Annotated in this window: 18 protein-coding genes; 10 read left to right on the forward strand and 8 right to left on the reverse strand. The window is 71.3% G+C overall.

What is annotated here, in order from left to right; translation table 11 throughout:
- Nucleotides 1-13: 13 nt before the first annotated feature.
- Nucleotides 14-562 (forward strand): hypothetical protein, encoded by a 549-nt coding sequence (locus ABGB10_RS12865; protein WP_347661174.1) that lies wholly within the window; start codon nucleotides 14-16, stop codon nucleotides 560-562.
- Nucleotides 563-602: 40 nt separating this feature from the next.
- Here the strand turns inward: ABGB10_RS12865 and ABGB10_RS12870 are convergent, their stop codons facing one another.
- Entirely contained in the window at nucleotides 603-941 is a 339-nt protein-coding gene (locus ABGB10_RS12870) for a DUF3817 domain-containing protein (protein ID WP_347661175.1), read from the reverse strand.
- A 154-nt stretch (nucleotides 942-1,095) separates the two neighbouring features.
- On the opposite strand from ABGB10_RS12870, the gene ABGB10_RS12875 reads away from it, so the two are divergent.
- The gene (locus ABGB10_RS12875; protein ID WP_347661096.1) at nucleotides 1,096-2,574 is read left to right on the forward strand and encodes a glutamate--cysteine ligase; all 1,479 of its coding nucleotides are present in this window, start codon (nucleotides 1,096-1,098) and stop codon (nucleotides 2,572-2,574) included.
- Between the two features lie 30 nt (nucleotides 2,575-2,604).
- Here the strand turns inward: ABGB10_RS12875 and ABGB10_RS12880 are convergent, their stop codons facing one another.
- Together ABGB10_RS12880 and ABGB10_RS12885 are read right to left on the reverse strand one after the other, a co-directional pair.
- Nucleotides 2,605-2,991 (reverse strand): DUF2267 domain-containing protein, encoded by a 387-nt coding sequence (locus ABGB10_RS12880; protein WP_347661097.1) that lies wholly within the window; start codon nucleotides 2,989-2,991, stop codon nucleotides 2,605-2,607.
- A gap of 151 nt (nucleotides 2,992-3,142) precedes the next feature.
- Nucleotides 3,143-3,628 carry a GNAT family N-acetyltransferase gene (locus ABGB10_RS12885; protein WP_347661098.1) on the reverse strand — a complete coding sequence of 162 codons (486 nt, stop codon included), beginning with the start codon at nucleotides 3,626-3,628 and terminating at the stop codon, nucleotides 3,143-3,145.
- Nucleotides 3,629-3,819: 191 nt separating this feature from the next.
- Here ABGB10_RS12885 and ABGB10_RS12890 point away from each other — a divergent pair, with 191 nt between their 5' ends.
- Nucleotides 3,820-4,833 carry an LD-carboxypeptidase gene (locus ABGB10_RS12890; RefSeq protein ID WP_347661099.1) on the forward strand — a complete coding sequence of 338 codons (1,014 nt, stop codon included), beginning with the start codon at nucleotides 3,820-3,822 and terminating at the stop codon, nucleotides 4,831-4,833.
- Here the strand turns inward: ABGB10_RS12890 and ABGB10_RS12895 are convergent.
- The 3 genes from ABGB10_RS12895 to ABGB10_RS12905 all read right to left on the reverse strand — a co-directional run bounded on the left by ABGB10_RS12895 (nucleotide 4,830) and on the right by ABGB10_RS12905 (nucleotide 7,656).
- On the reverse strand, nucleotides 4,830-5,405 hold the full coding sequence (locus ABGB10_RS12895) for a GNAT family protein (protein ID WP_347661100.1): 576 nt from the start codon (nucleotides 5,403-5,405) through the stop codon (nucleotides 4,830-4,832). The two genes, ABGB10_RS12890 and ABGB10_RS12895, sit on opposite strands and share 4 nt — an antisense overlap.
- 73 nt (nucleotides 5,406-5,478) lie before the next feature.
- The gene (locus ABGB10_RS12900; RefSeq protein WP_347661101.1) at nucleotides 5,479-6,651 is read right to left on the reverse strand and encodes a zinc-dependent alcohol dehydrogenase; all 1,173 of its coding nucleotides are present in this window, start codon (nucleotides 6,649-6,651) and stop codon (nucleotides 5,479-5,481) included.
- 54 nt (nucleotides 6,652-6,705) lie between these two features.
- A complete protein-coding gene (locus tag ABGB10_RS12905; RefSeq protein ID WP_347661102.1) occupies nucleotides 6,706-7,656 on the reverse strand; it encodes an SRPBCC family protein in 951 nt (316 codons plus the stop codon).
- A 238-nt stretch (nucleotides 7,657-7,894) separates the two neighbouring features.
- Between ABGB10_RS12905 and ABGB10_RS12910 the strand changes: the two genes are divergently transcribed.
- The 6 genes from ABGB10_RS12910 (at nucleotide 7,895) to ABGB10_RS12935 (ending at nucleotide 14,672) form a co-directional block, all read left to right on the forward strand.
- On the forward strand, nucleotides 7,895-8,911 hold the full coding sequence (locus ABGB10_RS12910; protein WP_347661103.1) for a carboxypeptidase regulatory-like domain-containing protein: 1,017 nt from the start codon (nucleotides 7,895-7,897) through the stop codon (nucleotides 8,909-8,911).
- Nucleotides 8,912-9,039: 128 nt separating this feature from the next.
- Entirely contained in the window at nucleotides 9,040-10,359 is a 1,320-nt protein-coding gene (gene nhaA / locus ABGB10_RS12915; protein ID WP_347661104.1) for a Na+/H+ antiporter NhaA, read from the forward strand.
- A 113-nt stretch (nucleotides 10,360-10,472) separates the two neighbouring features.
- Entirely contained in the window at nucleotides 10,473-10,985 is a 513-nt protein-coding gene (locus ABGB10_RS12920) for a sigma-70 family RNA polymerase sigma factor (RefSeq protein ID WP_347661105.1), read from the forward strand.
- The gene (locus tag ABGB10_RS12925; RefSeq protein WP_347661107.1) at nucleotides 10,972-12,177 is read left to right on the forward strand and encodes a sialidase family protein; all 1,206 of its coding nucleotides are present in this window, start codon (nucleotides 10,972-10,974) and stop codon (nucleotides 12,175-12,177) included. Before ABGB10_RS12920 ends, ABGB10_RS12925 begins: the two co-directional genes overlap by 14 nt.
- A gap of 80 nt (nucleotides 12,178-12,257) precedes the next feature.
- Nucleotides 12,258-12,611 (forward strand): SCP2 sterol-binding domain-containing protein, encoded by a 354-nt coding sequence (locus ABGB10_RS12930; protein ID WP_347661108.1) that lies wholly within the window; start codon nucleotides 12,258-12,260, stop codon nucleotides 12,609-12,611.
- Nucleotides 12,612-12,623: 12 nt separating this feature from the next.
- The gene (locus ABGB10_RS12935) at nucleotides 12,624-14,672 is read left to right on the forward strand and encodes a glycogen debranching N-terminal domain-containing protein (protein WP_347661176.1); all 2,049 of its coding nucleotides are present in this window, start codon (nucleotides 12,624-12,626) and stop codon (nucleotides 14,670-14,672) included.
- Nucleotides 14,673-14,938: 266 nt separating this feature from the next.
- Here ABGB10_RS12935 and ABGB10_RS12940 read toward each other — a convergent pair whose 3' ends face one another.
- Both ABGB10_RS12940 and ABGB10_RS12945 read right to left on the reverse strand, forming a co-directional pair.
- The gene (locus ABGB10_RS12940; protein WP_347661109.1) at nucleotides 14,939-15,940 is read right to left on the reverse strand and encodes a MerR family transcriptional regulator; all 1,002 of its coding nucleotides are present in this window, start codon (nucleotides 15,938-15,940) and stop codon (nucleotides 14,939-14,941) included.
- A gap of 4 nt (nucleotides 15,941-15,944) precedes the next feature.
- Nucleotides 15,945-16,613: a HEAT repeat domain-containing protein gene (locus ABGB10_RS12945; RefSeq protein WP_347661110.1), complete on the reverse strand. Its 669-nt coding sequence runs from the start codon at nucleotides 16,611-16,613 to the stop codon at nucleotides 15,945-15,947.
- 179 nt (nucleotides 16,614-16,792) lie between these two features.
- Between ABGB10_RS12945 and ABGB10_RS12950 the strand changes: the two genes are divergently transcribed.
- Entirely contained in the window at nucleotides 16,793-17,470 is a 678-nt protein-coding gene (locus tag ABGB10_RS12950) for a DUF4396 domain-containing protein (RefSeq protein WP_347661111.1), read from the forward strand.
- Nucleotides 17,471-17,474 lie beyond the last annotated feature (4 nt).

Consider the following 17,474-nt stretch of genomic DNA (forward strand, 5'->3'; position numbering starts at 1 on the left):
AAGCGGACTCTCGGTGGTGGAGATGGACAGCGGACTCGATACCCGACGGATCGTGCACCCGACGGAGCGAATCGTCACCGGGCGCCTGGTCCGCCTGTTGGACGGCTACACCCGCGAGGTCCGGATCGGGCAGCCGGTGCTGGTGGCGGTGCTCGCCGCGGCGGCGGTGGCTCGACTGCCCGCCCTGCTGCTGCGCGCGCTCTTCTCCTTCGGCGGTGGCGGCACCCGGCGGCGTTGGAAGCAGTTGAAGCAGGGCCCGGAATATCTGGTCACCCCGGTGCGGCTGCGTAACGCCGCCGGTCAGCTCTGCGAGGTGGAGCTGCACGGTCACCTGCCGCAGAGCGCCCTGCACCCGGCGGACCAGGTGCAGCTCACGTTGCGCCCGCAGCGGGACCCGGAGCTGCCGCCCCGGATCGAGAGGATCGTCAACCTCACCACCGGGCAGCTGCTGACTCCGCGTACCGCGACGCTGTGGTCGCATCTCGGACCGCCGCTGCTGTTGCAGGCGTTCCTGGGCGCGCTGCTGCTGGCCGGCATCGTGGCCTGCTCCGCGCTGACGTGACCGCTCCCCCGAAAGATCCGGGCCGCACGGATCCGCCCGGTCAGCCGACCGGCGCGGGCTCGCGGGCGGGCTGGCGGTCGACGCCGAGCATGCCCCGGCGGCGGGCCCAGCGCTCGTAGGCCAGGGTGGCGAACGGCGGCACCGCGCTGGCGAGGGCCACCGCCGTGGCCAGCAGGCTCCACCGGTGCAGCCGGGCCACGGCCAGCACCAGCAGGACGTACGCGACGAACAGGCCGCCGTGGATCGGCCCGAAGATCTTCACGCCCAGTTCATTGCCCGGCGGGCCGTACTTGACCAGCATGCCGACCAGCAGAGCCAGCCAGGAGCAGGCCTCCGCGATCGCCGCCGCGACGAACAACCGGGTCACCTTCTCGCGCATCCGCACGCCACCACCTCTCCGGGCCGTAATGCTAACGGGGCGGGCTGGCTGGGCTATCAGGGCGGGCAGTTGGGTAGGAAAGGACCATCGGGTCTATCCTCGCCCGCCGCGACGTGCGAGGTTAGGGGTGGCCAGCGGTGACAGGGTGGTGACCATGGGCGAGGACGTCGGCGTACGAACCTTCAGTCGAGAAGATCGGGCCCGCTATCGGGACAAGGTTCGCCGCTGCCTCGACGTCTTCGCCGAGATGCTGCGCGAGTCGCGCTTCGACGTCGACCGGCCGATGACGGGCGTGGAGATCGAGCTGAACCTGGTCGACGAGTCGTCGAATCCGGCGATGCGTAACGCCGACGTGCTGGCGGCCATCGCCGATCCGAGCTTCCAGACCGAGCTGGGCCAGTTCAACGTCGAGATCAACGTGCCGCCGCGCCGGCTGACCGGCACCGGCACGGCCGACTTCGAGGAGTACGTGCGGGCCAGCCTCAACGCCGCCGAGGTGAAGGCCCGGACGATCGGCGCGCACATGGTCATGATCGGCATCCTGCCGACGTTGCGCCCCGAGCACCTGACCGCCGAGACGCTCTCGGCCAATCCTCGTTACAAGCTGCTCAACGAGCAGATCTTCGCGGCGCGCGGTGAGGATCTGCCGATCGCCATCAGTGGCGTGGAACGGCTGGCGGTGACCGCCGACACGATCACCCCGGAGGCGGCCTGCACCAGCACCCAGTTCCACCTGCAGGTCAGCCCGCCCCAGTTCGCCGACTACTGGAACGCCGCCCAGGCGGTCGCCGGCATCCAGGTCGCGGTCGGCGCGAACTCGCCGCTGTTCTTCGGCCGGGAGCTGTGGCGCGAGACCCGCATCCCGCTGTTCCAGCAGGCCACCGACACCCGGTCGGAAGAGATCAAGGCCCAGGGGGTACGCCCCAGAGTCTGGTTCGGCGAACGGTGGATCACCAGTGTGTTCGACCTGTTCGAGGAGAACGTGCGCTACTTCCCGGCGCTGCTGCCGGTCTGCGACCCGGAGGACCCGGCGCAGGCCCTGGCGGCCGGCGAGGTACCCAACCTCCACGAGCTGCGCCTGCACAACGGCACCGTCTACCGGTGGAACCGCCCGGTGTACGACGTGTCGCGCGGCCGACCCCACCTGCGGGTGGAGAACCGGGTGCTGCCCGCCGGGCCGACCGTGCTGGACACCATCGCCAACGGTGCCTTCTACTTCGGACTGGTCCGCGCTCTCGCCGAGTCGGACCGACCGCTGTGGTCACAGATGTCGTTCAGCGCCGCCGAGGAGAACTTCACCAACTGCGCTCGGCACGGCATCGACGCGCAGGTCTTCTGGCCCGGCCTCGGCTACCTTCCGGTGACCGAGTTGGTGCTGCGCCGGTTGCTGCCGCTGGCGCACCACGGGCTGGATCGGTGGGGGCTCGACCCGACCGAGCGGGACCGGTTGCTCGGCGTCATCGAGCAGCGCTGCCTGACCGGCCGCAACGGCGCGACCTGGCAGGTGGAGACGCTGCACCGACTGGAGTCCGCCGACCACCTGGACCGGCCGGAGGCGTTACGTGAGGTGGTCCGCCACTACGTGGACCTGATGCACAGCAACCGGCCGGTGCACGAGTGGCCGATTCCCTGAGCGCCACGGGTGGCCCGATCGGCGCGGGGCTCAGCCTCGCGGGGTGGGCACACCGAAGAGGTCGATGATGCCGCCGGGAAGCTGGGCGAGCAGGTCGTGTCGCTCGTCGTCATTCAGCGCCTCGGCGACGGTACGTAGCACCGCCTGGGCGTGTTGACGCACCTGGTCCGCGTTCGCTACCTGCTCCCGGTCGCCGACGTGCTTCAGGAACTCGCCGACGTCCCACCGGCGGCCCTGCGGATTACGGGTGACCGACGCGTCCAGTCGATCCGGTAGCTGTGCCGCCAGGTTGTCCGCCTCCTGTCCGGCGAGCCGTTCGCCGAGCACCGACAGGACGGCCTGTACGGACCGCACGGCTTCGTTCTCACCGAGGCCCGCGCGCTGTCGTACCGTGGCGATCATCTGCTCGTAGTCCATGCCCCGCTCCTTCGGTCTCGTCGGCATACCGTCAGGCCTGCCTGCGGACGAACGGGGCGAGTTCCCAGGCTCCCTGACCACAAACGGGGTCACCCGCGGATCCGGACCCCCTGCCATCGGCGGGCGGGTCCTCACAAACAGGCCACTCACGTCACTCGGGTTGCCAGCTGAGCCAGGTCGGGCCGTGTTGGAAGCCGGCCCGCTGGTACAGCCTCACCGCGCGTTCGCTGGAATGGACGGTCACGTGTTCCAGGCCGAGTTCGCGCGCCTCGGCCAGCATCACCGTCAGCAGGGCCGCGCCGATCCCGCTGTTGCGCAGCTCCGGCACCACGTACACCGCTTGGACGTCCCCGGTCCGACGATGCCGGCGCGTGGGGGCCGGCACGCGATCCGCGACCATCAGCCAGGCCATCCCCACCACGTCGCCGTCGACCTCGGCAACGAACGGCCGGTGGGTCGACAGATGCTCGGTGACCCACGTGGCGAACAGCTCTACGAAGTCGTCGTGGTCATTGCCCGGGTAGCCGTCTTCTTCGGTCAGCCGCCGCCATCGAAGGCCCGCCAACGCCACGGCGTCGGCTGGCGTCCCCGCGCGTACGTCTGCCCGAATCTGGCCGTGGTGGATGTCGTTCGGCATACCGCGAGGCTACCCAGGCCTGGCCACGGCCCGCTGTGTCCCCTGTGGACCCCCAATCGGATCGATGACTGTCGTAGGCTGTGGCGGCTCGCACATCGTCTGATCACGATGAGGGGACGCCGGTGACCACTTCTGGAACAGAGCCAGCCACGATCCAGGGGGCCGCGCGGGTGCCTCTGTCCCGTCGACACATGCTGCGGATGGGAGCGGCGACGGCCGGTGGCGCGGTGCTCGTCGGCACGGCGGAGGCCGCGCAGGCCGCGCCGGCTGGTGCGAAACGCGCCCTACGGGCGCCGGTGTTGGCACCCGGGGACCGGGTTCGGGTCGTGTCGCCCGGCGGCACCCCCAACCCCACGAACATGGCCCGCGGCATCGAGATCCTGCGCAGCTGGGGCCTGGAGGTCGAGCTGGGCGCACACGTCTTCGCCAGGTACGGCTACCTGGCGGGCACCGACGCCCAGCGGCTGGCCGACCTGAATGCCGCGCTCACCGACCCCGGGATCCGTGCTGTCTTCGCCGCCCGCGGCGGCTACGGCACCCAGCGGATCGTCGACCAGATCGACGTCTCCGGTCTGCGCCGGGATCCTCGGGTGGTCGTCGGCTTCAGCGACATCACCAGCATCCACGGCAAGCTGTGGCGCGACACCGGTCTGGTCACCTTCTACGGCCCCATGGTCAACTGGAACGACGCCCGCACCGGCCCGGAGTCGGCCGAGGCGCTCCGCAGGGCGGTGATGACCACCGCGCCCGTGACGATCGTCCGGGACCCGGCCGAGACAGCGGCCCCCGTGCTGGTGCCGGGGACGGCATCAGGGCCTCTGCTCGGCGGCACCCTGACGATGATCTCCACCTCGCTCGATGCGGCGGACTCGCCGAAGTTCGACAACGCGATCCTGTTCTTCGAGGACGTGGACGAGGCTCCGTACAGCATCGACAGGATGCTGACGGAACTGCGCCGGGTGGGCGTGCTGTCCCGGGTGGCCGGGGTGGTCATCGGTCAGATCACCAACAGCGTCGGCGGGCCGGGCGAGTGGGACGCGGCAGCGGTGCTGAGGGACCGCCTGTACGACCTGGGCGTGCCGGTCCTGGGCGGGCTGCGACTGGGCCACGGCAACGGACAGCTCACCGTTCCGCTCGGCGCGCGGGCCACGATCGACGCCGAGGCGGGGACCTTGACGGTGGAGCCGGGAGTCCGCGCGCGCTAGCCGTTCGTCGCCGACTCCCAGGGGGACGGGTCGTCGCGCAACCGGCTGTAGAGGTAGGCGTCGCGCCACTGGCCAGCGCGAAACTCGCTGGCCCGGATGATCCCCTCCAACTGGAAGCCGGCCTTCTCCAGCGCCCGCTGCTCGGCGACGTTCTCCGGGTGGGTGCCGGCCTGGATGCGCTGCGCCGGGCTGTGCTGGAACAGGTAGTCGCAGAGCAACGCCTGCGCGCGCCAGCCGACGCCCCGCCCGCGCCACTGCGGCAGCAGGGCGATGCCGATCTCCCAGTACGACGCCCGTCCGGCGTAACGCCCAGCGGTGTAGCTGAGGACGCCAGCGGCGCCCTGCTCCTGCTCGACCTCCACGACGAGCCGTCCGTCGTCCTCGCCGAGGTAGCCGTCGACGGCGAACCGCCGTGCCGGCGCGCCGGCGTCCCGGAAGCCGGCCCAGTCCAGCCCGATCAGGCCCGGCTCGGTGCAGAACCGTCGGAACATCGCCAGGTCGGGCTCGGCAACCGGCCGTAGCCGGACAGTGAGGTCGACCGATACCGGCACCGACATACCGCCACTCTCCATGGCGACACGCTAACTCGCCACGGCCGGCGGCTGGCGCCCGTGACGCACTCCCCCGCCGGCAGCGCCCACCCACTCAGACCTTGAGCAGCACCTTCGTACAGTCGTCCTGCTTCTTCTGGAAGATCTTGTAGCCCTTCGGGGCGTCGCGCAGCGGCATCCGGTGGCTGACGATGAAGCTCGGGTCGATCTCGCCGCGCTGGATGCGCTCCAGCAGCGGGCGGGTGTAGCGCTGGACGTGGCACTGACCGGTCCGCATGACCAGTGAGCGGTTCATGAACGCGCCCATCGGGAACTTGTCGACGAAGCCGCCGTACGCGCCGACGACCGAGACCACCCCGCCGGATCGGCAGGCCAGGATCGCCTCCCGCAGCGCGAACGGCCGTTCCGTCTCGACCCGGGCGACCTGCTTGGCCCGGTCGTACGCGTACATGGCGGCGTTACCGTGGTGTCCTTCCAGGCCGACCGCGTCGATGCACGCGTCGGGGCCCCGGCCGGCGGTCATCTCGTTGAGGGTGTCCAGCACGTCGGCCTCTTCGTAGTTGATCGTCTCGGCGTCGATGTGCTCCTCGGCCAGCCGCAACCGGTACGGGTACCGGTCGATGACGATCACCCGCTCGGCGCCGAGCAGCCGGGCGCTGGCCGCGGCGAGCAGCCCGACCGGCCCGGCGCCCCAGACGGCGACGACCTGCCCGGGTTTGATGTCGCACATCTCGGCGCCCATGTAGCCGGTCGGGAACACGTCGGCCAGCATGACCGCCTGGTCGTCGGTGATCTCGTCGGGCACCTTGACCGGGCCGACGTCGGCGAACGGCACCCGGGCGTACTCGGCCTGACCGCCGGCGTAGCCGCCGAGCAGGTGGGAGTAGCCGAAGATGCCGGCCGGCGAGTGCCCCATGATCTTCTCGGCGATCCCCGCGTTGGGGTTGGAGTTCTCGCACACCGAGTAGAGGCCGCGCTGGCAGGACGAGCAGTGCCCGCAGGCGATCGGGAAGGGCACCACCACACGATCGCCCGGTTTGAGGTTGCGGACCTGCGGGCCCACCTCGACCACCTCGCCCATGAACTCATGACCGAGGATGTCGCCCTTGCGCATCGCGGGGATGTAGCCGTGGTAGAGGTGCAGGTCGGAGCCGCAGATCGCGGTGGTGCTGATCTTCACGATCGCGTCCCGGGCGTTCATGATCGTCGGGTCGGGCACGTCGATCACCTTGACGCTGTCGGTGCCCATCCAGGCGGTGGCCTTCATTCTCGGTCCCCTTCGGAGCGTGAGCAGGTCAACGGCGGGACACCGCGTGGGCGGTCAACGGCGCGACGCCGGCAGCGGCTGGGCGGGGCGCTGCGTGGCCTGTTGGCGTACGGAGATGCCGTTGGGGCTGCTCTCGGACCGGACCACCTCGCCGGTCTCCAGCACCTGCTTGAACCGGCGCAGGTCGTCACGGACCTGCTGCTCGGGTTCCTCGCCGAAGAGTTTCGCCACCGCGCGGCCGAGCGCGCCGGCGGGCGGCGCGTAGCGCAGTTCCACCCGGACCTCGGTGCCGCGGTCACCGGGCGCGGGCACGAACCGCACCCGACCGGCGTTGGACACCCCGGCACCCGGCAACGATCGCCAGGTGATCGACCTGTTCGGCTGGTCGTCGATGATCTCGGCGTCCCACTCGACCCGTCGACCGGCCGGGCCGCGGGCGATCCAGTGCGAGCGGCGCAGGTCGTCGGCGCGTACGGACTCCAGGTGCGCCATGAACCGGGGCAGGTTCTCCACGTCACGCCAGAACCGGTACGCCTCGGCGGGCGACCGGTTGACCGTCACGGCGATCTCCATCCGGATCACCCGGTCCCGCGCCCGTCGAGCCCTCCCGATGCGGACGGCGGAGAGCACGTCGACGGCGGTGATGCCGGCGATCGCGAGGGTGGTCAACGCGACCCGGCGACGCCGTTCACCGTCGCGGTCGGCGAGGGCTCGCCCGAGCAGGGTCAGGTCCATGGCGTCACCGGCCACCCGGCTCCACGTCCAGCCGGCGGGGCGTCGGCCGCTGAGCAGGCCAGCGGCGCTGCCCAGTTCGCGCAGGCCGACAGCCGGGAGCACGGCCCGCGCGGCCGGGGAGTCGTCCACCCCGGTCAGTCGCGCGAGCGGGCCGGGTGCGACCAGGGCACCCACGCCCAGGGCCAGGCTCAGCAGGCCCAACGTGCTCGGCAGCGTCGCCGGCACCGGCCCGTCCAGCTCCGGCAGGAGCACAGTCTCGACACGACTCATGTCCGCTTCCTCCGGTAAACGTCGCCACCGGTCCACCACGGAGCGCGGTGGACCTGCCCCGTGACGCTATGCGGTACTCGTGACCCGTGCGCCTGATTCGGGCACAAGGCCCCTCGCGCGCGGCCCGTGCGGATTGGCCGTCCGCCGAACGTCGGCATAACGACATTGACCAACTTGGATCAACTACGGGCCGTTACCGTCGGCTCGCCCCGTCACGCCGCCGGAAGGGACCACACCCATGAGCCGCGTACTCCTGCGCCACCTGACCGCCACCGTCGCTGTCGCACTGCTCGTCCTGGAGGCCGCCGCGCCGGCCTCCGCCCGTACTCCCGGGTCTGGGTCGCCCGCGCCCGGTCAGGTCCGCACAGTGGTGCGGGACGCGGCGACCGGCGCTCCGGTGCCCCGGGCCTGCGCCTCGCTCCTCCCGGTGGACGCGGCGGCCCTCACTGCGGTCGCCATCGGTGAGGACCAGCTCGGCCGGTACGGGGGCTGCGCCGACGAGCAGGGCGTGCTGGTGACCGGCGACGTGGCCCCGGGAAAGTACCGGCTGCTGGTGCGCCCCTACGACGGGACCGTCCACGGCTCGCAGTGGGTCGGCCGGCACGGCGGCACCGGTGAGCGCGAACGGGCGCAGGTGGTCCACGTCCGGGCCGGCAGGGTGACCAGCGCGCCGATCGTCCGGCTCGACCCGCCGGGCACCGTCGTCGGGGTGGTGACCGACGCGGTGACGGGCGCACCCGTGCCCCGCGCGCTGGTGATGGTCGTGCCCTACGTGCCGCACCCGAAGTACGACGACCACGGTCCGACCACCGACGAGGAAGGCCGCTACACGGTCACCGGCCTCGGGCCGTACCACTGGCCGCTGCAGTTCGCCGCGAACGGGTTCGCCACCGTGTGGTCCGGCGGGGTGGGCAGCCGGGCGCAGGCCCGGACGGTACGGGTACGCGCCCAGCAGACCGCGACCCTGAACCAGGCCCTGCCCGCCGGGACACCGCTGAGCGGGGCGGTACGGGTCGACGAGCTGCTCACCTACGCGCAGGTGATCGCTTTCGACGCGGCAACCGGGGACCTGGCCGGCGTGGCGGACGCGGGCGACAGTTACGGCCTGCGCCTGCTCTCCGGGCAGCGGGTGAAGCTGCGCTGCGACTGCTCGTACGCCCAGCCGGTGTGGCACCGCGACGCGGCCGGCTTCGACGCCGCGACCTCCGTGCGGGTCCGGCGGACGCCGACCGTCGTGGACTTCGACCTCGGGTGATCTCGCCAGCGACACCCGAACTCGCTGCGCACCGTTCGGGCCGGTGTTCGTCGTTCGGCTAAGATGATCAGCGGTGTGCCGGGAAGACTGGTCGGCGATTCCGTCAGCGACCCCTCCGGAGGCTCCCGATGACCCCGCCGCCCGCACCCCGCGAGCCGCAGCTCCTCTCGCGCGGCAGTTGGCCTGAGGTACGCCGGGTCGGCGACATCCTCCGCACCGAGACCGTCGGCGGGGTGCTGCTACTGGTCGCCGCGGTGCTTGCCCTGGCCTGGGCGAACTCGCCCTGGTCCGGGGCGTACCGGTCACTGGGTGACCTGACGATCGGCCCCGAGGCGCTACACCTGGATCTCACCCTGGGGCAGTGGGCCGCCGACGGCCTGCTGGCGATCTTCTTCTTCGTCGCCGGGCTGGAGCTCAAGCGTGAGTTCGTCGCCGGTGACCTGCGGGACCCCCGACGTGCGGTCCTGCCCGTCGCCGCCGCGCTCGGCGGGATGACGGTGCCGGCGTTGATCTACGTCGGGTTCAACCTGTGGGCGGGCGACGGGGCGTTGACGGGTTGGGCGATCCCCACCGCCACCGACATCGCGTTCGCGCTCGCCGTACTGGGGGTGATCAACACCAACCTGCCGGCGACGATGCGGACATTCCTGCTGACCCTCGCGGTGGTGGACGACCTGCTGGCGATCGTGATCATCGCGGTGTTCTACACAAGTTCACTGCACTTCGGGTCGCTGCTGCTCGCGGTGGTCCCGCTGGCCCTGTTCGGGTTGCTGGTGCAGCGGCGGGTCCGGTCGTGGTGGCTGCTGCTGCCACTGGCCGTGGCGACCTGGGCACTCGTGCACGCCTCGGGCGTGCACGCCACTGTCGCCGGGGTCGCGCTCGCCTTCACCGTGCCGGTGATCCGCCGTAAGCCGGGGCCGGGCCGAGGCCTGGCGGAACATTTCGAGCACCGGATCCGGCCGCTGTCCGCCGGGGTGGCGGTGCCGGTGTTCGCGTTCTTCGCCGCCGGAGTGTCGATCACCGGCGCGAGTGGCCTCGGCGCGACGCTGACCGACTCGGTCACCCTCGGCATCGTGGTCGGGCTGGTGGTGGGCAAGGCCGTCGGCGTCCTCGGCGCCACCTGGCTCGTGCAGCGGTTCACGCGGGCCCGGCTCGCGGAAGGACTGGCCTGGTGGGACATGGTCGGGTTGTCGCTGCTGGCCGGGATCGGCTTCACCGTGTCCCTGCTGATCGGCGAGCTGGCGTTCGGTGCCGGCACCGAACGGGACGACCACTCCAAGATCGGCGTACTGCTCGGGTCGCTGCTGTCGGCACTGCTCGCCACCGTCGTACTCCGCGCTCGCAACCGCCACTACCAGGAGGTGTGCGTCCTGGAGGAGCGTGACACCGACGCCGACGGCGTGCCGGACGTCTACCAGGCGCCGACGCACCGGCCCGGGTCCGCCTGACCTCCTGTCGCTGGACGGACAGAGCCGCTCGATCACCGGCCGACTTTTTCTGGCCGGCCACCGGAACCTTCTTCCCGGCCCGTTGGTGGGAGTGGTGGAGAAGGGAGGTGACGGTGTCCGACGGCGATGCGATCTCGGTCCTCTACGCCAGCTGTTTCCGGCGCCTGGTGGTCCAGCTGTACGCGGTGACCGGTGACCTCAGCGAAGCGCAGGAGGCGGTCCAGGAGGCGTTCACCCGGGCGCTGCTGTCGCCACGGCGCTTCGCCGCGCTGGAGAACCCGGAGGCGTGGCTGCGGCGGGTCGCGGTGAACTGGGCCCGCAGCCGGTTCCGCCGCCGTCGGGTACTCGACGGGCTGCTGCGCCGGATCGGCCCGCCACCGGCCGTCGCCGACCACTCACCGGAGCACCTGGCCCTCCTCGCCGCGCTGCGGGAACTGCCAGCGGGGCAGCGGCACGCCCTGGCGCTGCACTACCTCGTCGACCTGCCGGTGGACGAGGTCGCCGACACGCTTGGCGTGTCGGCCGGGACGGTGAAGTCCCGGCTGTCCCGGGGCCGGCATGCCCTGGCGGCGCTGCTCACCGACACCGACGACACCGAGACCAGGAGGATCGATGCACGGTCGTGAGTTCTCCGGGTTCGACGTGGACACCCTCACCGAGGCGGTGTCTCCGCCGCCCCTCGACGAGCTGCGATCCACCGCCCGGTCCCGCCGACGCCGGTCGGTCGCGATGGTGGCCACCGCACTCGTCGCACTGGCCGGGCTGGCGGTCGTGCCGCTGGTGGCCGGGGCGGACCGGGCCGACCCGGTGCTCCCCGCGGACCCGTCGCCCACCCAGGGGGACAGCTTCACGCTGACCGGACCCGACTCCGCGGTCGACGTCGACGTGTCGGAGGACGGCTGCGTCGTGCGCTTCGCGTACACCGGTGATCGCGGCCGGACCTGGTCGGACTGGGACGCGGCCCGGTTCCAGGGCACCAGGTGTACGGCCAACTCCTCCACCGGCACGCCGGCCGGTCGCAACGAGGTCGCCGTGCTCAGTGACCGGTCCTACCTGGTGAGCGACGCCGGGGTGCTTCATCTCTCCACCGACTACGGCCGTACCTGGCGGGACGGGAATTCCGCAATCGTCGCCGTACCCGCCTTCCCCGCGACGGCCCGGCCGGTCTTCTGCGGCTTCGGTTGCAAGCCACTGTCCGAGCCACTGGCGGTGGATCCGTCGAGCGGGACCGTGTACCGGCTCACCGCGAAGGCGCCCTCGTGGCGTCCACTGTTCAGTCTCTACCCGGCTGCGGACGGCTCCATCTGGGCGATGTACCGGATGGGGGGTGCCTCGGGTTCGACCGTTGCCCGCAGCACCGACGGCGGCGCGACCTGGACCACCTGGGACGCGGGCGACGACGCGAGCGTGGTCGCGGTGGTCGGACTCGACGACCGGGAAGGGTACGCGCTGACCGATTCGCCGACAGCGAACGGTGGGATGCGGCTGCTCCGCACCACGGACGGCGCGAAGACCTGGACGGACGTCGGCGTCGACCTGCCGTGGTGGACGTGGGACCTCACGGTGGGGTCGGACGGCTCCCTGCTCGCGATCGCCGGTGGGACCGAGCCCAACCGGCTCGCGCGGCTCCTGGTCAGCCGGGACGACGGGAGGCACTTCACGGTCGCGCGGGAGTACGGCCCGGTGGTCGGGACGGCCAGTGTGGCACCCGGGTACGCCTGGCTCTTCGGCCGCGACGACGGGTCGGCGGGCGAGCCCGACCACATTCTCGTCACCACGGACGCGATCGGCTGGAGCCGCCTCACGCTCAAACCCTGAACAAGACGCGCCGCCACGAGTTAACAGTGACCCGCACCGGGTAGCCGCCATCCGCTGCTACCAGCGGTCGGGGAGGTGGGATGACGGCGACCAGCGCCTTTTTCGAGCAGTTGACCGTTGCCGGCCAGGACCCGCGTTTCAGCAAGGTCTGTGGGAGCGTGCGCTTCGACATTCGGGACGGGGACCGCCTCGAACAGTGGCTCCTCGACATCGACCACGGCCGGATGCGGGTGACGAGGAGCGCCGAGCCGGCCACCACCGTGATCATGGTTTCGGCGCAGGTCGCGGACGCGATGGCGCGTGGCCGGGTAAACGGGCTGGCGGCGATCACCCGGGGCGAGATCCTGGTCGACGGTGACCTCGGCCTGGCGTTGCGGATCGGGCGACTGTTCCCGCGGGAGCCGGAGCACGACGGCCCGGACGGCGGCCGGTGACCGATGCGGGACATCCAGGGCACCGTGGCGTGCATCGACGGGAACACCTTCATGGTGTCCGACGCCAGTGGCGATGTGGAGTCGTCCCCCGCCACCCCGGTCGGGCTGTTCGCCGCCGACACCCGCTTCCTGTCCCGCTGGATGCTCTTCGTCAACGGCGAGTGCATGACCGCACTGTCGGTGGACGACAGCCATTACTACGAGGTCACGTTCTTCGTGGTGCCGGGCGCGGCGGTCGACTACGTGCAGGCCGACGTGTCCGCCATCCGGCGCAGGCGGATCGGCCCGGACCTCACCGAGTCGTTGACGATCTTCAACTACGGCGAGCAGGAGACGGAGCTCGACATCCGCCTGGAGGTGGCTGCCGACTTCGCCGACATCTTCGAGATCAAGTTCGACGTCAGTGACAAGGTGGGCACGTACTACACCGAGGTCGGCCCGAACGACCTGCGCCTGGGTTACCGCCGCTCCACCTACCAGCGTGAGGTGGTCGTGTCGGCCACCGAACCCGCCGAGTACGACCCGGACGGCCTCCGGTTCACGGTCCACCTGGGCCCCGGAGAGCAGTGGTCGACGCGCCTGCAGGCGGTGATGCGGGCGCTGCGCCCGGACGGCGTCGACCTGCGCTCCGCCCTGCGAGCCCAGCGCCCGGACGACTCCACCCTGCCCGACAGCCTGCGGGCCTGGGTCGCGGCGGCGCCGACGCTGGACACCGACAGCGTCGCCCTCCAACAGGTGTACGCCCGCAGCCTGGTGGACCTGGCCGCGTTGCGCTTCGCCCCACTGTCGTTGGGCGGCGCGACCGTACCCGCGGCCGGGTTGCCCTGGTTCATGACCCTGTTCGGCCGCGACAGCCTGCTGACCTGCTTGCAGACCCTGCCCGTGACACCGTCGTTGGCTCCGCCGACGCTGCGGATCCTGGCATCCCTGCAGGGCGCTCGGCGCGACGACGTGCTGGAGGAAGATCCCGGCCGGATCCTGCACGAGCTGCGCTACGGCGAGTCGGCCGCGTTCGAGGAGCAGCCGCACTCGCCCTACTACGGCACCGTGGACGCCTCGCCGCTGTTCGTGGTGCTGCTCGACGAGTACGAGCGGTGGAGTGGCGACACCGCGCTGGCGCTGGATCTGGAGCAGGAGGCCCGCGCCGCCCTGGCCTGGATCGACAGGTACGCGGACCTGACCTCCACCGGCTACATCTGGTACGAGCGGCGTAACCGCGCCACCGGCCTGGACAACCAGTGCTGGAAGGACTCCTGGGACAGCATCTCCTACGCCGACGGACGACTGCCGGGCTTTCCCAGGGCCACCTGCGAGACGCAGGGGTACGCCTACGACGCCAAGATCCGGGGTGCGCGGCTGGCGCGTACCGTCTGGGGCGACCCCGCCTTCGCCGAGCGGCTGGAGCAGGAGGCGGCGGCGCTGTACGACCGCTTCAACCGGGACTTCTGGCTGGAGGACGCGGGTTTCTACGCCCTCGCGCTCGACCACGACGGCACTCCCGTCGACAGCCTGTCCTCCAACATCGGGCATCTGCTGTGGAGTGGCATCGTGCCACCGGAGCGGGCCCCGAGAATCGTCGAGCACCTGATGGGTCCGGCGCTCTTCTCCGGTTGGGGGGTGCGCACCTTCGCCGAGGGGCAGCGCCGCTACAACCCGCTCGGCTACCACAACGGCACGGTCTGGCCGTTCGACAACTCGTTCATCGCCTGGGGTCTGCGCCGGTACGGCTTCACCAGTGAGGCGGGCCGCATCGCCGAGAGCATCCTCTCCGCGGCCACCTACTTCCAGGGTCGGCTGCCCGAGGCATTCGGCGGGTTCGACCGCGCCACCACCCGGTACCCGGTCCGGTACCCGACCGCCGGCAGCCCGCAGGCGTGGTCCAGCGGAGCGTGCATGCTGCTCATCCGCACCATGCTCGGCCTAGACCCGCACGAGGACCACCTGGCCGTGGACCCCGCGCTACCGTCCACCTTCGGGCGGATGGCACTCCTGGACGTTCCCGGCCGTTGGGGTAAGGCCGACGCCTTCGCCCGCCATCGCCCCCACCATCCCGGGTCGTAGAGATGACAGTCCGGTCGTGTCGTGCGTCAGCTCCCGGGTCGTGCCGGTCAGTCGACGGACAGCCCTCGGGTCGCCAGCTCGCTGAGCGACCCTTCGCCGCCCCCGAGGGCCACGCGAGCCACCGCCGGCTTGCACACCTCGAACACCTCCACCACGAAGGTCGGCGAGCCGGAGCGCCCCTGATGCCGTCCACCTCCTGCCGGTCCGGGTTGAAGGGCACGTCGGTATTCCGTCCTCCGACCTCCACTGTGGTCGGAAGTGGTCCGTCAGCCCTTCAGGTCGCGCAGCCCGAGGACGTACGTCGCCGTCATGGCGACGACCCGGTCCTGGTCCTGGGTCAGCTCGGCGAGGGCACGGGAGGCGGCTCCTCCGGGGATGTCCGCGAGCGCCTGGGTCAGCCGTCGACGCGCTGACGGTCGCACCGACTCGTGCGCGAGGCGGTCGACGAGCCCGGTCGTGATCTGCTCCGCCAGCGCGGGGTCGCTCGCCAACGCGCTCAGCGCGTCGGCCGCGTCGACGTCGTGGGCCTCCTCGACGACCATGTCGACCAGCGTCGGGACCGCGTCGGCCACGCCCCGCGCCCCGAGCGCCAGTGCCGCGCGCCGGCGGACCACGATGTCGGCGTGGGTGAGGGCGTCGCGCAGCAGGCCGGTCGCCGGGTCGTGCGCCACCTGGGCGATGGCCTCGATGGCACGGCTGCGTACCTCAGCCTCCGGCGACCGAAGGCCCTCCGCCAGCAGGGCAAGTCCGCTGTCGGCGGACCGCGCCAGAGCCCAGCGCAGGGCACCGGCGACGTTCGGGTCGGCCTCGCTGAGCACCGCCTCGACCAGTGCCTCCACGGAGACCTTCACCGAAGACGACAGGGCCGCGCGTTGACGCCGGCCAGCGCTCTCCGAACCCAATCCGCGCAGCAGGCCGACGGTCTCCAGGACGTCCCCCCAGTCAACCGGTTCGGCCGCACCGATCCGACGCAGCCGGGTCAGCAACTCCATCTCGCCCGCGATGCGTTGCCGCGTCTGGCGGATGAGGTCGTCGACGAGGATCGAGGGAGCGAACCCGGGATCGTCGAGCGCCCGCCGCACGTCGCGCAGCGACAGCCCCAGTGACCGCAGGCTCTCGATCTGAAAGATCAGCCGGATGTCCTCGGCGGTGTACTCGCGGTAGCCGGTGCTGGTCCGACCGCTTGGCCGGACCAGCCCGAGCGAGTCGTAGTGCCGGAGCACGCGCGCGCTCACCCCGGACCGGCGTGCCACCTCGCCGATCAGCACCCGATCACCCGCTCGCCGCCGCCGGGCCGAGCGCCACCACCCGCGTGGCCTCGTCGATCGCGTACGCGAAACCGGCGTCCGGGTCCTGCCACAGCCGCTGCGTGGCGGTCGCGTGCGCGCGTACCCGCGGGTCGGGATCGGTCATCGCGGCCCGCATCGTCGGCATGATCACCTCGCCGAGCGCGATCAGCGCGCGGCTCAAGCTCAACTGCGTCTCCCGGTTGCCCCGCCCCCACTGCGTCGACAGCACCCCGGCCAGGTCGGCCCTCGCGCCGTCGGGCACCAGGGCGACCGCCGCCCGCCAGGCGCTGCGCGCCACCTCGTCGTCGGCGTCGGTGAGCAGCGCCCGCGTGATCGCCGGCCACGCCCGCCGGTCCCCGATCTTGGAGAGCGTGTGCAACGCCTGGCTGCGTGCCTGCGCACGCTCCGAGCCGAGTTCACCCAGCAGCCTGGGGACCGTCTGCGCCGCCGGGTGGCGGGTCAGGGCCCAGGTGAGCATTTCGCGTACGGAGAAGTCGGGCTCGATCGCGCACCGCGCGACGAGCGGGTCGACGCCTCGCGGGTCCGGGGTCGTGCCGACGGCCAGGGCCGCACGCAGTCGCACCGACGCGTTGGTGTGCTTCAGCCCCTGGAGAGCCCTCGTGGTGGTCGTGTCCTGTTGCGGACCGGTCATCGAACCCACCTCCTCGGACCCCAGTACAGACCTTGTCACTGTGTCAAGGTCAAGCGATCCTCGCCTGCGCCTTTCCGCACTGCGGGCGAGTACGGCGTGGCAAACTCCGAGGTGTCCTCGGTGGTCCTGCATTTCGGCTGCGGGCGGCGGGTCGGCGCCCGGCTGCGGAAGGGGCGAGGATGCAACCAACCTGGCTGCTGGCGCTGTCCTGGGCCGCACTCGCGGCGGCGTTCGTCAGCTTCGTGATCGTGGTCGCCGACACCTACCTACGCGGGCATCGCCAGCCGGTGCGGGTCATGGAGATCGTCTGGCTGGTGACCGTCCTCTACATCGGCCCGGCGGCCGTCCGGCTCTACTGGAACTGGGGCAGGCCCGAGGCGTCCGGACGACGACGGCGAAACGCTGAGCGCCGGCCTCGGCGGGGCGTCATGGTCACCTACGTGTCCCGCTGCGGCGCGCACTGCGCGCTGGGCTTCGTCGTCGCCGAGGTCGCCCTGTACGCCCTCAGAGACGACCCGGCCCAGGGCACGTTGTGGATCGACTACGCCGGCGACTATCTGGCGGCCGTGACGATCGCTGTCCTCTTCCGGTACATCGGCGAACCCGGTCGCAGCGTCACGAAGATCTGGCACGCGACAACCACCGTCGTCAAGGTCGAACTGGTGACCATCACCGCCTTCGAGCTGGCCCTGTTCGCGTGGCTGACTCTCGCGCACCACGTCGTTCCCGAGCCGTCTCTGCGGCCCGGCAGCCCGATCTTCTGGTTCGCGGGTCAGATAGGGCTGATGGCCGGCTTCATCGCGGCGTGGCCGGCCGCCTCCTGGCAGCTCGATCGACGGGCCGGTCGAGCAGCGTAGGGTG

The sequence above is a fragment of the Micromonospora sp. B9E7 genome (assembly GCF_039871815.1).
Lineage (GTDB): Bacteria > Actinomycetota > Actinomycetes > Mycobacteriales > Micromonosporaceae > Micromonospora.

Bases quoted from the DNA above. Each gene is read 5' to 3' on its own strand.
- ABGB10_RS12870 (WP_347661175.1), bottom strand. From the start codon at position 941: ATGCGCGAGAAGGTGACCCGGTTGTTCGTCGCGGCGGCGATCGCGGAG.
- ABGB10_RS12875 (WP_347661096.1), top strand. From the start codon at position 1,096: ATGGGCGAGGACGTCGGCGTACGAACCTTCAGTCGAGAAGATCGGGCC.
- ABGB10_RS12880 (WP_347661097.1), bottom strand. From the start codon at position 2,991: ATGGACTACGAGCAGATGATCGCCACGGTACGACAGCGCGCGGGCCTC.
- ABGB10_RS12885 (WP_347661098.1), bottom strand. From the start codon at position 3,628: ATGCCGAACGACATCCACCACGGCCAGATTCGGGCAGACGTACGCGCG.
- ABGB10_RS12890 (WP_347661099.1), top strand. From the start codon at position 3,820: ATGCTGCGGATGGGAGCGGCGACGGCCGGTGGCGCGGTGCTCGTCGGC.
- ABGB10_RS12895 (WP_347661100.1), bottom strand. From the start codon at position 5,405: ATGGAGAGTGGCGGTATGTCGGTGCCGGTATCGGTCGACCTCACTGTC.
- ABGB10_RS12900 (WP_347661101.1), bottom strand. From the start codon at position 6,651: ATGAAGGCCACCGCCTGGATGGGCACCGACAGCGTCAAGGTGATCGAC.
- ABGB10_RS12905 (WP_347661102.1), bottom strand. From the start codon at position 7,656: ATGAGTCGTGTCGAGACTGTGCTCCTGCCGGAGCTGGACGGGCCGGTG.
- ABGB10_RS12910 (WP_347661103.1), top strand. From the start codon at position 7,895: ATGAGCCGCGTACTCCTGCGCCACCTGACCGCCACCGTCGCTGTCGCA.
- nhaA (WP_347661104.1), top strand. From the start codon at position 9,040: ATGACCCCGCCGCCCGCACCCCGCGAGCCGCAGCTCCTCTCGCGCGGC.
- ABGB10_RS12925 (WP_347661107.1), top strand. From the start codon at position 10,972: ATGCACGGTCGTGAGTTCTCCGGGTTCGACGTGGACACCCTCACCGAG.
- ABGB10_RS12930 (WP_347661108.1), top strand. From the start codon at position 12,258: ATGACGGCGACCAGCGCCTTTTTCGAGCAGTTGACCGTTGCCGGCCAG.
- ABGB10_RS12945 (WP_347661110.1), bottom strand. From the start codon at position 16,613: ATGACCGGTCCGCAACAGGACACGACCACCACGAGGGCTCTCCAGGGG.
- ABGB10_RS12950 (WP_347661111.1), top strand. From the start codon at position 16,793: ATGCAACCAACCTGGCTGCTGGCGCTGTCCTGGGCCGCACTCGCGGCG.